The sequence below is a fragment of the Streptomyces sp. NPDC048288 genome (genome assembly GCF_043201555.1).
Taxonomy (GTDB): domain Bacteria; phylum Actinomycetota; class Actinomycetes; order Streptomycetales; family Streptomycetaceae; genus Streptomyces.
Genome location: NZ_JBICZD010000010.1, coordinates 19,920 through 33,893, shown reverse-complemented (window position 1 = coordinate 33,893; position 13,974 = coordinate 19,920). Strand labels below are relative to the sequence as shown.

General features: G+C 67.7%; 13 protein-coding genes and 2 pseudogenes. 7 read left to right on the top strand and 8 right to left on the bottom strand.

Annotated elements, in window-relative coordinates; genetic code table 11:
- Window positions 1-285: 285 nt before the first annotated feature.
- The 7 genes and pseudogenes from ACGFZS_RS32420 to ACGFZS_RS32390 all read left to right on the top strand — a co-directional run bounded on the left by ACGFZS_RS32420 (window position 286) and on the right by ACGFZS_RS32390 (window position 5,954).
- A complete protein-coding gene (locus ACGFZS_RS32420; protein WP_393798065.1) occupies window positions 286-1,461 on the top strand; it encodes a cytochrome P450 in 1,176 nt (391 codons plus the stop codon).
- A 198-nt stretch (window positions 1,462-1,659) separates the two neighbouring features.
- Window positions 1,660-1,965: a transposase gene (locus ACGFZS_RS32415; protein ID WP_393798064.1), complete on the top strand. Its 306-nt coding sequence runs from the start codon at window positions 1,660-1,662 to the stop codon at window positions 1,963-1,965.
- Window positions 1,966-2,233: 268 nt separating this feature from the next.
- A pseudogene (locus ACGFZS_RS32410) lies at window positions 2,234-2,710 on the top strand (DDE-type integrase/transposase/recombinase); the annotation flags it as partial.
- Between the two features lie 70 nt (window positions 2,711-2,780).
- Window positions 2,781-2,978: pseudogene (locus tag ACGFZS_RS32405) on the top strand (hypothetical protein); the annotation flags it as partial.
- A 217-nt stretch (window positions 2,979-3,195) separates the two neighbouring features.
- Window positions 3,196-4,170, top strand: coding sequence for a VOC family protein (locus ACGFZS_RS32400; protein ID WP_393798063.1), 975 nt, complete (start codon window positions 3,196-3,198; stop codon window positions 4,168-4,170).
- 53 nt (window positions 4,171-4,223) lie between these two features.
- Window positions 4,224-5,003, top strand: coding sequence for an SDR family NAD(P)-dependent oxidoreductase (locus ACGFZS_RS32395; protein ID WP_393798062.1), 780 nt, complete (start codon window positions 4,224-4,226; stop codon window positions 5,001-5,003).
- A 15-nt stretch (window positions 5,004-5,018) separates the two neighbouring features.
- On the top strand, window positions 5,019-5,954 hold the full coding sequence (locus tag ACGFZS_RS32390; protein ID WP_393798061.1) for a cyclase family protein: 936 nt from the start codon (window positions 5,019-5,021) through the stop codon (window positions 5,952-5,954).
- A 130-nt stretch (window positions 5,955-6,084) separates the two neighbouring features.
- On the opposite strand, the gene ACGFZS_RS32385 is transcribed toward ACGFZS_RS32390, so the two are convergent.
- The 8 genes from ACGFZS_RS32385 to ACGFZS_RS32350 form a co-directional block, all read right to left on the bottom strand.
- Window positions 6,085-6,279, bottom strand: coding sequence for a hypothetical protein (locus ACGFZS_RS32385; RefSeq protein ID WP_393798060.1), 195 nt, complete (start codon window positions 6,277-6,279; stop codon window positions 6,085-6,087).
- 537 nt (window positions 6,280-6,816) lie between these two features.
- Window positions 6,817-7,092, bottom strand: coding sequence for a hypothetical protein (locus ACGFZS_RS32380; RefSeq protein WP_393798358.1), 276 nt, complete (start codon window positions 7,090-7,092; stop codon window positions 6,817-6,819).
- A 260-nt stretch (window positions 7,093-7,352) separates the two neighbouring features.
- On the bottom strand, window positions 7,353-7,733 hold the full coding sequence (locus ACGFZS_RS32375) for a RidA family protein (RefSeq protein WP_393798059.1): 381 nt from the start codon (window positions 7,731-7,733) through the stop codon (window positions 7,353-7,355).
- Window positions 7,734-7,797: 64 nt separating this feature from the next.
- Window positions 7,798-9,234, bottom strand: coding sequence for a gamma-aminobutyraldehyde dehydrogenase (locus ACGFZS_RS32370; RefSeq protein WP_393798058.1), 1,437 nt, complete (start codon window positions 9,232-9,234; stop codon window positions 7,798-7,800).
- Window positions 9,231-10,886 carry a thiamine pyrophosphate-binding protein gene (locus tag ACGFZS_RS32365; RefSeq protein WP_393798057.1) on the bottom strand — a complete coding sequence of 552 codons (1,656 nt, stop codon included), beginning with the start codon at window positions 10,884-10,886 and terminating at the stop codon, window positions 9,231-9,233. Before ACGFZS_RS32365 ends, ACGFZS_RS32370 begins: the two co-directional genes overlap by 4 nt.
- Before the next feature lie 46 nt (window positions 10,887-10,932).
- On the bottom strand, window positions 10,933-12,264 hold the full coding sequence (locus ACGFZS_RS32360) for a M20/M25/M40 family metallo-hydrolase (protein WP_393798056.1): 1,332 nt from the start codon (window positions 12,262-12,264) through the stop codon (window positions 10,933-10,935).
- Between the two features lie 10 nt (window positions 12,265-12,274).
- Complete coding sequence (locus ACGFZS_RS32355) at window positions 12,275-13,027, bottom strand: amino acid ABC transporter ATP-binding protein (RefSeq protein ID WP_393798357.1); 753 nt, start codon at window positions 13,025-13,027, stop codon at window positions 12,275-12,277.
- Window positions 13,028-13,035: 8 nt separating this feature from the next.
- Window positions 13,036-13,974 carry an amino acid ABC transporter permease gene (locus ACGFZS_RS32350; protein ID WP_393798055.1) on the bottom strand — a complete coding sequence of 313 codons (939 nt, stop codon included), beginning with the start codon at window positions 13,972-13,974 and terminating at the stop codon, window positions 13,036-13,038.

The following is a 13,974-nucleotide window of genomic DNA, read 5'->3' as shown; positions in this document are numbered from 1 at the left end:
GCCGTGTACTGCTGACGCCGGCGGAGCCAGCAGGGCACTGTAGGTCCCCGACCGGACCGACGCCCTCGGGCAAACAAGACGACAGAGTAAGCGCAATGCGAGCCCTCGGCTCAACGATGGCGCGTGGGACCGTGCCGTTGCTCGTCTCCGACTTCCCCGATCCCCTGGGCCACCCTTGATCGGGCGCCCGCACGCCGCTAGATTAATACAAACGTTTGCATTAGTCGATCTTCCGATCGGCGATCGGTTCAGGGTCCGTCTCCTGCCCCCACCTGGAGGTTCCCCATGGCAGCCACCACCCCTCTGCCTCTCGCCCGCACATGCCCGTTCGCCCCCGTGTCGGAGCACGTCCGGTTACGCCAGGAAGAACCCGTCACCCGGGTCACACTGCCCAGCGGCTCCCAGGTGTGGGCGATCACTCGACACGAGGACGTCCGGGCCATGCTGGCGAGCCCGCACTTCAGCGCCAATCGCATGCGCCCGGGCATCCCGCACATGTCCGTCGCGCAGACGCATTCCGCGCCCGGTACACCCCTGATCACCGTGGACGGGGCGGAACACCTGCGTCAGAGGCGCGATGTGACCGGGGAGTTCACGCTGAAGCGCATCGCGGGACTGGAGGCCCGACTCCAGCAAATCGTCGACGACCGCATCGACGTGCTGCTCGCCGGACCGCGCCCCGCCGACTTCGTCGAGACACTCGCGCTCCCGGTTCCGTCCCTGGCCATCTGCGAACTGCTCGGTGTGCCCTACGCCGAGCACGACTTCTTCCAGGAACGGACCGGCGAGATGCTGCGCCGGACCGCGACCCGCGAGGAACAGGGCGCCGCCATGACCGAGTTGATCGCCTACCTGGACGAGCTCATGGCCCGCAAGGAGCGCGAGCCCGGCGATGATCTGCTCACCCGGCTGCTGGACAGGACGGGCGACCGCAAGACCTCCGCGGGCTTCGGGGTCCTGCTGCTGGTCGCCGGCCACGAGACCACCGCGAACATGATCTCCCTCGGCACGATGATGCTGCTGGAGAACCCCGAGTCCCTCCAAGCGCTGCGCGAGGACCCGGCGAAGACGCCGGGCGCGGTCGAGGAGATGCTGCGGTACTTCACCGTCGGCGAGTATGCCGTCGTCCGAGTTGCCGTCGAAGACACGGAGATCGGCGGTACGGTCATCCACGCGGGCGAAGGTGCGATCGCGCTGTGCAATACGGCCAACCGGGACCCCGACGTGTTCGAGGCACCCGACCTGTTCGACATCAGCCGCGACACTCGGGCGCACCTGGGTTTCGGATACGGACCGCGCTCCTGCCCGGGGCAGAACCTCGCCCGAGCGGAACTGCGCATCGTCTTCGACACCCTGCTCCGCCGGGTACCCGAACTACGCTTGGCACAGCCAGTCGACAACCTGCCGTTCAAGGAGGACGGCATGGTGTACGGCCTCCACGAACTCCCGGTGACCTGGTAGCGCCCAGGTACCCAGTGTGGGACCGCATTATGGGCGAAACACACTTCACATCAGCTACCAGGTCGACCGCAGCCTCCGACTTGGTGAGGAATCGGTTCATCCCGTGAGCGCGGCGAACTCACTCACGGGATGTACTGGGCTTGATCCTCTTTGGCGGACATCTGAGATCAGGGGCTCCGCCCCGGAAGGATGTCCATCATGGAGAGCATGGGGAAGAAGCCTGCACCTCGTCTTTCGTTCAAGCCCGAATTCAAGGCCGAGATCGTGGAGTTGTGTCGGCGGGGTGACCGCTCTGTCGGCCAGGTCGCCAAGGACTTCGATCCGACCGAGGCCTGGGTGGGGCTGGGGGTCAGCCAGGCCGAGGGCGACGTGGGCGAGCATGATGGCCTGACCAGCAGTGGACGCGAGGAGCCGGCCGCGCTGCGACGGGAGAACCGCCGGCTGCGGGAGGACGTGGAGATCCTCAAGCGGGCCACGGCCTTCTTCATGAAAGAGACCCGGTGACGGTGCACCCGTTCGCCGAGGCGGAGAAGCGGGACGGTCACAACGTCAAGCGCACGTGTGAACTGCTCAAGGTCTCCCGAGCCGACTGAGGAGGTCGCCGAAGTCCGCGACCGGTCCCACGGAACCTACCGGAACTCCGGGGCCCCGCCCGTCCACGCCGGGCCGCTTCGCCTGACCGATGCGCAGCGCCGGCCCGCAGGGCCGCCACTGCAGACGACAGCAGCTGGCGACGACCCCCGACCGGTAAGCCGGCGCCCGACCCGACCTCATCATCCGCAACCTCGCTCCCGATCCCGGCGGCCTCGACTCCCGCTGGTGCGATGACATCACCCACTTTCCCACCGAAGAGGCCCGGCTCCACCTGGCCGCTGTCATCGGCATCGCCTCGCGCCGCGTGGTCGGCTGGTCCACCGCCGACCATCTGCGGACCGACCTGGTCGCGGACGCTCTCCGCTCCGCATGGCGCCGGCGTCGCCCCACCCGGCCGGTGGTCTTTCACCCGGATCGCGGCTGTCAGTACAACAGCCAGCAATTCGCCTCCCTGGCAACGGAGTTGGTCATCCTCGCGTCCGTCGGCCGCACTGGACACTGCCGGGACAACGCGCTTGCCGAGTCGCTCTTCGACACCATCAAACGGGAGTTGCTCGACACCGCCCACTGGCCCGGCCGGGCCGCCGCCCGCACCGCGATCTTCGACTTCATCGAGGGCTGGCGCACTTTGCGCCGTCCGCACAGCAGCCTCGGTCACCGCAGTCCCGCCGAGCGCTTCGCGGCAAGTCGACCTCGTCGCCCACCCCGGCGTCCGCTACCGGGCAGACGTCATCGGCACCTGGAACATGACGGTAACCGAACTACCCGGCACGTACGGGGGGGGGACTTCATACTCCCGCCGACCGGTCGACCGTACATCGCAGTGCGCCTCCGAGCCCTGGAGACGGCCTGCCCACTCCATCCTGACGACGTCCTCCTGCGAGCCAGGGCCGAACGGTCGCCGCCAAGCATTCTGCAAGTGAACACAACGTCGGGAGTAGCACGTCAGGGAATGGAAAACAACCAGCATGCAGGCGCGTTCTGCCATTTATTCAACATCACACAGAGGTTGATTAGGTCGACCGGTCGGTCTAAACTATCGCCCATTGAGCCGCCAGAGCCGGGCACTGTTGCCGTCCGTTGCGCCGCGCTTTCCCTACGCGGGCCGACGTCGCCAGTCCTGTTAGGCAGGAGACATCTATGTCTGAAGCCGAAAACAACCCTGTGAACCCTTCGGTCGGCGAGGCCGGCTTTCGGGTGAAGATGATGTATCACCCGAGCCATCACGTGACCGACCTCAATGAGGCCGAATGTTGGTTTGAGCGGGTGTTCGGACGCCCCAGCACGAATCTCGCAACCACACTCGGTGGCGTCACCCTGCCACCGGGGCGACGCATGGACTACTCCACATTTACCTCGATCGGCGACGTGCTGTTCGACACCATCGACCCCAAGCTGTACATAGTCGACGGCGTGCAGCGCTACCCAACGGTCACTACGCCGCACCTGAAAGGGTTCGGATGGTACGTCGATGGGGTCACGGAGCTCTTCCGGGCCCTGAAAGACCAGGGGTTCCGGCTGATCGGCCAGAACGACGAGGTCACCGAGGGCGACGAACCGCCCAGCGCCGGCGGGATGCCGCTGTTCTTCACCCTCCCCGAAGAAACCGGCCTGCGATACGAGTTCCTCCCACAGATTCCCTTTCCGCTCGACCCACGGGTCAAGCCGGACTGGGTACTCCCGGCAGTGTCCGACCAGGACCCCCTCGGCATCGAACGGTGCTCCCACCACACGGTGCTCACCGGCAACCCGGACCGCCAACTCCGGCTGTTCACAGGCAGCCTCGGCGGCAAGGTCATCCATGAGGGGCGCAACGAGACCCTCCGGGCGACAAGCACATACGTGCACCTCGCGGACGCCGTGTACGAGTTCGCCGTGCCCGATGCGGGCACTCCCGCACACGCCGACTGGGCATCGAACACGCCCAGAGACACCTACCACGCGATCACCTTCAAGGTCGCCGACCTCGGACGCGTCGAACGCCACCTCAAGGCCGAAGGCGTCGGCCTTCGAACCCGCACCGACCACCTCATCGTGACCGACCCGGCAACAAGCCTCGGCGTTCCATGGGGATTCGCCGACGCACTGGTCCCGGGCGACCCCAGAATCGCCTGACCCCTCACACAATATTGAGCTGATATGACGATTCCGGAGAGCAGGGATCACTGGTGAGTGAAGCAATGCATGACAGCGTCAAAATCCTCGGAGGCAAAACCGCGCTTATCACGGCCGCCGCTTCAGGCATGGGGCGGGCCGGAGCCCGGCTCTTTGCGGCCCATGGTGCACACGTCATTCTTGCCGACGTAGACGCAGCGGGCGTCAAGGACGTCGCCGACGAGATCCTGGGAGAAGGAGGATCCGCCGAGGCGCACGGAGTCGATCTTCGCGATCAGACAGAACTGGACGCCTTCATCACAGTGGTCCGATCCGGTCACGACGTCATCGACGTGTTGCACAATCACGCCGGCATCACCGGTCCACGCGAGCTCGCATTCGATGCCGCGAGTTGGAACGAGTGCATGACACTCAACGCGTGGGTGCCGGCCTACCTGACTCAGCAACTCCTGCCGTTGCTCCGCAAGTCGGTCGCGGCCTCGGTCATCTTCACCGCTTCCACGGCAGGTGTTCGAGGAGTCGCCGGGCTTCCGGTCTATTCAGCGACCAAGGGCGCGGTCATCCAGTTCATGAAGTCGATTTCCCTTCTTCTCGCTCCCGAGGGAATCCGCGCCAACGCGATCTGCCCCGGCGGCACTGACACGGCCGGCATGCGCGCCGCTTTCGAGGAGGGTGCCGTCGACGCCTCGCTGTCGGCGATCGCCACCACTATCCCGCTCGGAAGGGTGGGACAGCCGGAGGACATCGCCACCGTCGCCCTGTTCCTCGCCTCGGACGCGTCTAAGTACATGACAGGCACCGTGATCCCGGTCGACGGCGGAGCAACGGTCTAAGCACAGGAGAAAGACATGAGCGACAGCACGACATGGCCGCACCACGAGCTCGGCAAGGAACTGAGCAACTGGGGGCGCTGGGGCGACGACGACGAGATCGGGACGCTGAACTTCGTCACGCCCGAGAAGCGCGTCGCCGCGGCGCAGCTGGTCCGAACCGGCAAGAACTTCGACCTCGGCATGCCGTTCGACAAGGACGGCCCGTTCACCCCGGGCGGGTTCCGCACCAACCCCCAGCACGTGATGACGTTGCTGCCCTCGGACACCGCGGGCTGCCCGGACGGGATGATCTCCGCCGACGACATGGTCGTACTCGGGCTGCAGGCAGCCACTCAGTGGGACAGCCTCGCCCACGTCGGATACGGCGGCCTCTTCTACAACAACGTGCCCGCCGCCGCGGTGAACAGCTTCGTCGGCGCCGCCAAGAACTCGTTCGCTAAGGCGGTGGAGCACCTGATCTCCCGCGGTGTGCTGCTCGACATCGCCGCGCTCAAGGGCGTCGACCGACTCCCGGACTCGTACGAGATCACGGCGGCGGACCTCTCGGCCGCCGAGGAGCGCCAGGGCGTACGCGTGGAATCCGGCGACATCCTCTGCATCCGCACCGGATCGTACAAGTGGTTCCTCGAAGGCGACCGCGAGCACTTCATGGGCGACGAGCCCGGCCCCGGCCTCGACACCTGCCGATGGCTGTACGAACGCGAGGTCGCCGCGCTCGCCCTGGACAACTGGGCCTGCGAGGTCTACCCGTGCCCCATCGAGGGCGCGATCATCCCGTTCCACCAGGTCACCATCCGCGACATGGGACTGACCCTCGGCGAGATGTTCAACTTCGAGGATCTCGCCGTCGACTGCGAGCAGGACGGCGTCTGGGAGTTCCTCTTCTGCGCCCCGGGCCTGAAGGTGACCGGCTCGGTCGGCTCTCCGATCACGCCGATGGCCCTCAAGTAGCCGTCTGTTACTCGGTTTCCCCATCGCGTTGATGGCGGCGCCACCATGTCCTTCGGTGGTGCCGCCATCAACTTGCTCCCGGATACGCGACGCGCGTCATGCCCTCGCACTCAAAGGTTCTGGGCGCGAATCACGAACCGCCCTCCCCGTGGTATTGGAAGTCCCCGAAGCGCGCAGTGCCCTCCACGGCGAACATGCCGGTGCTCCGTCCGGTGAAGGGCACCGCGGTCTCGGCGGACCAGTGGAAGCCGAAGTGCTCGTCCAGCGCGAATCCGCACGCGGGTCGAGGCCGACGGGCGACGGCTGTGGCCAGCTGTCGGTCCATTCCAGCGGGGTCACGAAGGTATCCGCCTGAGCGGGGCACAAGGCACCTGCAGCCAGGGTCCCGAGGAGAACCAGTACGTCCCGTCCGTCGGGGCCGCAGACCAGGCCGGCATGTCCGGTGCGCTGAACCGGGCCGTCCATGCCCGCGACCCGCAGACGGGGTTGCCCGGTGCCACCTTCAGCGATCAGCAGGTACCAGCCTCGGGCACGATCAGTCCGGTGCCGGACCAGAGCGACCAGGTCTTCTCCGGGAACATCCCCGTCGCCAGGTCCACCCGGAGACCTGGCGGATGCCGCCGCTGGTCCAGGGTTCAGTGTCGGGCGTCAGCAGAGCGCTGTAGGTAACGTAGAAGACCGGGCAGGTACTCGAACGACGAGGTGACCACGTAGTACGTACCGTCGACGACACAGCTGGGGTCGGCGTTGAACCCCGGGATCAGCAGGTTGGGAAATGTCGTGTCCTGCACGATGCCGCGCGACGGGTCAAACGTCGTGACCCGCTACCTGGGGTGTAGCGAGCCGCCCGACGACTGCCGACTCACGTCTCCTCGGGCTTGGCGATGCGGTGTTCGGCAGCGCTACCGAGTATTTCGTTGTACTGGTCCGTGATGATGAAGGCGTCCTTAAGGTCTGTCACCTTGTAGGAGCTTGATCTTCCGAACTTTGCGCTGTCGGCCAGGACATAGGACCTGGTGCTGTTCGCGATGATGATTTTCTTCTTCATCGCTTCACGTACGTCGAATGTCGTAATCCCGGCTTTGGTGCTGATCCCGCTGACTCCGATGAATGAGATGTCGAAGAACATGCCTCGCAGCAGATCAGCGCATATATCAAGAGGGACGGGCTACGCGCCAGGGACGTCTGTCACACCCTCAGCACCAGCACCGAGCCGCGGCACACCGAAGGCATGCGCGGGCACGAGGTCCAGAAAACCCTCGAATGCGGTGCAACGCGTGCACGCCGGAGAGAGTGAGCCTGCTGCGGCTCACGGCGCGCACCTGAGGTGGTTCGGGTATACCGGTCACCCAATGTGGCGGGCCTCCCCTCCCGGCGGACGCGTCCTCCGGGGTTCTGTCAGGCTCGGACGGCCAGCACGTCGATCTCGACGCGCGCTCCGGGTGCCAGGCCCGCGGTGACGGTGGCGCGCGGCGGGTACGGCGCCGACAGGACGCTGCGGTAGGCGTCGTCCATCGCCTCGAAGTCGTCGTCTTCGGCCAGGAAGACGCGAACCATGAGGACGTCCTGCCAGTCGGCGCCGTCCGCCGCGAGGACCGCGTGTACCTGTTCGAGCACGCGTCGGGTCTGGTCGGCCACGTCGGCTACCAGCATTTGCCCGGTCGACGGATCGGTGGGCAGTTGACCGCAGACCTGCAGGAAGGGGCCGATGCGGCGTCCCTGGCTGTAGGCGCCGCCCGGCGTGGGGGCTGCCTCGGTGGTGATGGTTGTGTAGGACATGATGTCTCCCGGATGGGTGAGGAACGGCCGCCGGGCCGGAACGCGCGGCGGCCCGGACTGTGGGTCAGGCGGAGCGGGTCGCGCTCATGACGTGCTTGATGCGGGTGTAGTCGGCGAGTCCGTACGCCGAGAGGTCCTTGCCGTGGCCTGAGTGTTTGAAGCCGCCGTGCGGCATCTCCGCTGCGAGGAGGCCATGGGTGTTGATCCAGACGGCTCCGAAGTCCAGGTCGGCGGAAATACGCAGGGCCCGGGAGTGGTCGCGGGTCCACACCGATGCGGCAAGGCCGTACGGCTGGTCGTTGGCGGCGTGGACAGCCTCGGCCTCGGCGCCGAAGCGCTGCACCGTCAGGATCGGGGCGAAGAGCTCTTCCTGGATGATCTCGTCGTTCTGGCTCAGTCCGGAGACGACAGTGGGAGCGAAGAAGAAGCCGCGGTCGCCGACCCGATGGCCGCCGGTGTGGATGACGGCGTGCTGCGGGAGGCGCTGGAGAAGTCCCGTCACGCGATCCAGTTGAGCCTGGCTGTTGAGCGGCCCGAAGTCGCTGTCGGCCTGGGGCGGGAGACCGGTGACCACGGCCTTGGCCCGGCTGACGAGTGCGTCGAGGAGCGCGTCGTGGACGGTGTCGTGCGCGATGATGCGGGTGGCCGCGGTGCAGTCCTGTCCGGCGTTGTAGAAGCCGGCGGCGATGATGCCGTCGGCAGTCTCCTCGATGTCCGCGTCGTCGAAGACGAGCACGGCGGCGTTGCCGCCGAGTTCGAGGTGAGTCTGCTTGACGTCGTCAGCGGCGGTCCGTGCGACCTCGATGCCCGCCCGGGTCGATCCGGTGATGGCGACGAGAGCCGCACCAGGGTGCGAGACGAGGGCGCGCCCGGTGTCACGGTCGCCCAGAACGACGTTGAGGACGCCCGGGGGCAGGAAGGAGGACGCCAGTTCGGCGAGCAGGACGGTGGTCGTCGGTGTGGTCTCCGCGGGCTTGACGACCGTGGTGTTGCCGCCGGCGATCGCGGCGGCGATCTTCCACACGGCCATCATCAGCGGATAGTTCCACGGCGTGATCTGTGCGCAGACGCCCAGCGGTTCGCGGCGTATGAGTGAGGTGGTTCCCTCCAGGTACTCGCCGGCTGCCGCGCCCTCCAGCATGCGGGCGGCCCCCGCGAAGAATCTCAGCTGATCGACGCACTGGGGGATCTCCTCCCCGAGGACGACACGCCGGGGCTTGCCAGTCTCGCGGCACTCGGCGTCGGCGAAGTGCGCGGAGTGTTCCTCCAGCGCGTCGGCCAGCCGCAGCAGCGCCGTCTGGCGCTCCTTCGGCGTGCTCCGCCGCCAGGAGGTGAAGGCACTCCGGGCGGCGCGCAGGGCCAGGTCGACGTCGGCGGCGGTGGACACCGCGGCATGTCCGATCAGCTCGCCGGTACTGGGGTCGACGAGTTCGCTCGTGGCGCCGGTGTGGGGGACTCTGCGGTTGTCGACGAAGTTGGTGAGCAAGGCCGCGGTGGTCATGCGGGCTCCAGGTGGGTGGGGGCGAACATGCGCAGCCGGGCCGGGAGTACGACGACGTGCGGTTGCCCGGAGGCGAGGGCCTTGGCGAGGTCGGCCTCAAGGCGCTTGGGGGTGGTCGTGACCGCGGGGATGGCGAATGACTGTGCCAGGACCTCGAAGTCCGGGCGCGCCAGTTCGGTGGCCGTGGCCTGACCGAAGGCGTCGTTCATGTATTCGCGGAGGATGCCGTAGCCGCCGTCGTCGATGATCAGCCAGGTGACGGGCAGGTGGTGCTGACGGATGGTGGCGAGTTCGGCCAGCGAGTACATGGCGCCGCCGTCGCCGCTGACGGCGAGGACGGGTGCGCCGTCGAGAGCGGCGGCCGCGCCAATGGCGGCGGGCAGTCCGTAGCCGAGACCACCGGCGCCTTGCCCCGATTGGAAGGTGCCGCCACGCGGGTCGAAGGCGGACCAGGCCCAGTAGCCGAGGATGGTCATGTCCCAGAAGCTGGGGGCATCATCGGGCAGAGCTTGGCGTACGGCGGCCAGGACCTGCTCCTCGAACTGGAGATCCTGGCTTCGGATGCGTGCGCGGATGCGCGCCAGCACGTCGGCGACCGCGTCCTGGGGCTGGGCGTGCCGGCCGCGTGGGGCTACGGCCGTGCCGAGGTGCTCCAGAGCGATGCGCGCGTCGGCGTGGATACCGAGTGCGGGGTGGTTGGACTCCAGCTTGCCCAGGTCGGCCTCGATCTGGATGAGGCGGCCCTTGGGGGCGAAGGTGTGGTAGTTGCTGGAGAGTTCGCCCAGGCCGGTGCCGGCCACGAGCAGGACGTCGGCGTTCTCCAGGAATTCGGTGAGGTGGCGGTCCTCCAGCCAGGACTGCAGGGACAGGGGGTGGTTCCAGGGGAAGGCGCCCTTCCCGCCGAACGTGGTCGCCACCGGGGCCTGCAGTTGTTCGGCCAGGTCCAGCAAGGCCTGTTGGCCCTGTGCACGAACCACGCCTCCGCCCGCCAGGATCGCCGGGCGGTCGGCCGCGTCCAGGATGCGGGCCGCCTCCGTGATGACCTCGGCGCGCGGGCGCACGGGCAGCGCCGGTGCCGTCAGATTGTCGACCGGCGGAACGGTGACCGGGGCCAGGAGGATGTCCTGCGGCACTTCGACCCAGACCGGGCCGGTGGGGGCGGTTGCCGCCTCCTGCCAAGCCTGGGCGATCGCCGAGGGGATCTGCGAGGCGGTACGCGCGATCCGGGTGGACTTGACCACTCCCCGGGCGATGGCCTGCTGGTCGGGCAGCTCGTGCAGAAAACCGCGCCGGGCGCCGCCGAGTCCCGCGGAGGGAATCTGGCTGCTGATCACGAGTACCGGCGCCGAGGCCGCCATCGCCTCTTGCAGGCCTGCCAATGCCGTCAGCGCGCCGGGTCCGGTCGACAGCAGCAGCGGGGTGACCGTTCCGGTGGTACGGGCATGCCCGTCGGCCGCGAAGGCGGCGTTGTTCTCCACGCGGCTGGAGACGAAACGCAGGCTGCTGTGCCTGAGCGCGTCGAACAGCCCCAGGGCGTGCTGCCCGGGGATGCCGAAGACGGTGGAGGCGCCGAGGGCCTCCAGGGATTCGATGACGAGGTCGCCGCCGTTGCGGCGACGGCTGCTGGATCCGTTCGGGATGGGCTTGTTCATGGCTACCTGTGGGTTGTGGGTACTGGTGCTTTCAGCTGACGGGCATTCAGCTGTCGGTGAGGAAACGGTGCAGAGTGCGGGCCCCGAAGCGGAGGCTCTCGAGCGGGATGCGCTCGTCGGTGCCGTGGAACATGGCGGCGAAGTCGAAGCCGGGGGGAAGTCGCAGCGGGGCGAAACCGAACCCCTGGATGCCCAGCGGAGCGAAGGAGGCGTTGTCGGTCGAGGCGGAGGAGCAGTACGGGATCACCGTTGCTGCGGGGTCCTCGGCGCGCAGAGCCCGGTGCATGGCGGAGACGAGTGCGCCGTCGGGGACGGCCTCGGCCGAGTCCGTGAAGTCCATGATGTCGACTTCTATGCCGGGTCCGACGAGGTCGGCGACCGTACGCAGGAACTCCTCGTGACGGCCGGGCACGAAACGTCCGTCCACCAGTGCTTCCGCTTCCGACGGGATCACGTTGACGGTGTCTCCGGCGCGCAGCACCGTCGGATTGGCCACATGCCGCAGGGAGGAACTGACCAGCCCCGCGACCGACGTGAGGGCGGTGCCGTCGAGGTCGTCCTCGATCACGTCGATCCCGGTCAGATCCCGCAGCTCGCCCGTCATACGGGTGGTGGTCGGGGTGAGCTCGACGGGCCAGGTGTGCCGGGCGAGCCGGGTCACGGCCGCGGCCAGGTGCGCGGTGGCGTTGTCGTTGGTGATCATCGAGCCGTGACCGCGTGTGCCGCGGGCCCGCAGGCGCAGCCAGGCGACGCCCTTGCGGGCGGTCTCGATGAGGTAGACGCGCTGGTCGGCGCCGGGTACATCGACAGAGAAGCCGCCGATCTCGCTCACGGCCTGGTCGCAGCCGTCCAGGAGATCGCGATGGTGGGTGGCGAGCCACCGTGAGCCCAGGTCGCCGCCGGCCTCCTCGTCCGCGAGGAACGCCAGGACGATGTCCCGGGCGGGCAGTTCACCGCTGCGGGCCAGCCGCCTAACGGCGGCCAGGATCATCGCGTTCATGTTCTTCATGTCGACGGCGCCTCGGCCCCACAGACAGCCGTCCCGGATCTCCCCGGCGAACGGGTCGACGGACCAGTCGTGCGGGTCGGCGGGCACGACGTCGAGGTGTCCGTGCACGAGCAGGGCCGGACGCGACCGGTCGCGTCCGGGGATCCTGGCAACCACGCTGGTGCGACGGGGGTCGGCTTCGAGCAGGGTGCTGTCGATGCCTACCTCGTCCAGCCGGTGGGCGACATACTCGGCCGCCTGCCGTTCCCCCGGGCCGGTGCCGTCGAAGTAGTTGCTGGTGTCGATGCGGATCAGGTCCCGGCACAACTCGACTACTTCGTCGAGTCCCTGCTGGTCCGGTTCCACGGCCGTGGCGTCTGGCGTGGTCATGGCCGCCCTCCTACAGGACCTGGGCGAGGAAGGCGCGGGTGCGCTCGTGGCCGGGAGTGGTCAGGACGTCCTTGGCGGAGCCGTGCTCGATGACGCAGCCGCCGTCGAGGAAGGCGACCTGGTCGGCGACCTCACGGGCGAAGCCCATCTCGTGGGTGACGACCACCATGGTCATGCCCGACTCGGCGAGGTCCCGCATGACTTGAAGTACTTCGCCGACGAGTTCGGGGTCGAGCGCGGAGGTCGGTTCGTCGAAGAGCATCAGTTCCGGCCGCATGGCGAGGGCGCGGGCGATGGCGACCCGCTGCTGCTGGCCTCCCGACAGCTGGGAGGGGTAGTGGTTCTCCCGGCCGGCGAGGCCGACGCGGTCGAGGAGGGTGTGGGCCTCCTCCTCGGCTTCGCCCCGGGTGCGGCCCAGGACCCGTTGCGGGGCCTCGGTGATGTTCTGCAGGGCCGTCATGTGCGGGAAGAGGTTGAAGCGCTGGAAGACCATGCCGATGCGGCTGCGGCGACGGGCGATCTCCTTCTCGGAGAGCTCTTGGAGGTAGCCGTCGTGGCGGCGGTAGCCGACGAGTTCACCGGCGACGTACAACTGTCCGGAGTCGATGCGCTCCAGGTGGTTGATACAGCGCAGGAACGTGCTCTTGCCGGAACCGCTGGGGCCGATCAGGCAGGCGACCTCGCCCTGTTCCACGGTGAGGTCGATGCCCTTGAGGATCTCGTTGTGACCGAACGCCTTGTGTACGCCGATCGCGCTGACCATGGGTGTGCTCATCGTGACCTCCCGGCCGCTGCGGCCCGCTCGGAGTTCTTGGAGGGTTGCCCCTTGCGGGCGGAGCCCGGCAGGGTGCCGCGGCCGTAGTACTTCTCCAGCTGACGCTGGCCGAGGGTGAAGAGGGCGGTGAGCGCCAGGTACCAGAGGGAAGCCACCACCAGGAGCGGGATGACCTTGTAGTTCTGGGAGTAGACCTGCTGGAGGTTGGTCAGCAGGTCGTTGCCCGCGATCACCGAGACCAGGGAGGTGGTCTTGAGCATGGTGACGACCTCGTTGCCCATCGGCGGCACGATCACCCGCATCGCCTGCGGCAGGACGATGCGGCGCATCGTGGTGGCCGGAGTCAGGCCCAGGGCACAGGCCGCTTCACGCTGGCCGGGGTCCACGGAGTCGATGCCGCCGCGGACGATCTCGGCGGCGTAGGCGATCTCGTTGAGCCCCAGCGCCAGGATCGCGGCGGTGGTCGCCGAGACCAGGCTGCTGGTCGGGGCCGAGTACAGGACGACGTCGGTGAAGGGGATCCCGATGGTCAGGTGGGGGAAGAACGCCCCGATGAAGCCCCAGAAGATGATCTGCACCAGGACCGGCGTGCCGCGGAACAGCGCGGTGTAGGCGGCCGCGATCGCGCGCAGCACGTAGTTGTCGGACAGCGCCATGACCGCGATCAGGGTGCCGCCGACCACGCCGATCAGCATGCTGATCACGGTCAGGTAGAACGTCACCCACACGCCCTTGACGGTGAGTTGGGCGAACAGGTATGCGCCGACGGTGTGCCAGTCGACGTTGGGGTTGGTGGCGAAGCTCCAGATGATGCCGGCGGCGCAGAGCACGGCCGCGACGGCCATGGCGGTGCGGCCCGGCCTGCGGAGCCTGCGGACGGGGAGGTCGGCGTCATGGACAGCCGACGGCATGGTGGTGGAAGGAACGGATGTCAT

Coding starts and splice junctions, on each gene's coding strand:
- ACGFZS_RS32420 (WP_393798065.1), top strand. CDS start 286: ATGGCAGCCACCACCCCTCTGCCTCTCGCCCGCACATGCCCGTTCGCC.
- ACGFZS_RS32415 (WP_393798064.1), top strand. CDS start 1,660: ATGGAGAGCATGGGGAAGAAGCCTGCACCTCGTCTTTCGTTCAAGCCC.
- ACGFZS_RS32400 (WP_393798063.1), top strand. CDS start 3,196: ATGTCTGAAGCCGAAAACAACCCTGTGAACCCTTCGGTCGGCGAGGCC.
- ACGFZS_RS32390 (WP_393798061.1), top strand. CDS start 5,019: ATGAGCGACAGCACGACATGGCCGCACCACGAGCTCGGCAAGGAACTG.
- ACGFZS_RS32385 (WP_393798060.1), bottom strand. CDS start 6,279: ATGGACCGACAGCTGGCCACAGCCGTCGCCCGTCGGCCTCGACCCGCG.
- ACGFZS_RS32375 (WP_393798059.1), bottom strand. CDS start 7,733: ATGTCCTACACAACCATCACCACCGAGGCAGCCCCCACGCCGGGCGGC.
- ACGFZS_RS32370 (WP_393798058.1), bottom strand. CDS start 9,234: ATGACCACCGCGGCCTTGCTCACCAACTTCGTCGACAACCGCAGAGTC.
- ACGFZS_RS32365 (WP_393798057.1), bottom strand. CDS start 10,886: ATGAACAAGCCCATCCCGAACGGATCCAGCAGCCGTCGCCGCAACGGC.
- ACGFZS_RS32360 (WP_393798056.1), bottom strand. CDS start 12,264: ATGACCACGCCAGACGCCACGGCCGTGGAACCGGACCAGCAGGGACTC.
- ACGFZS_RS32355 (WP_393798357.1), bottom strand. CDS start 13,027: ATGGTCAGCGCGATCGGCGTACACAAGGCGTTCGGTCACAACGAGATC.
- ACGFZS_RS32350 (WP_393798055.1), bottom strand. CDS start 13,974: ATGACATCCGTTCCTTCCACCACCATGCCGTCGGCTGTCCATGACGCC.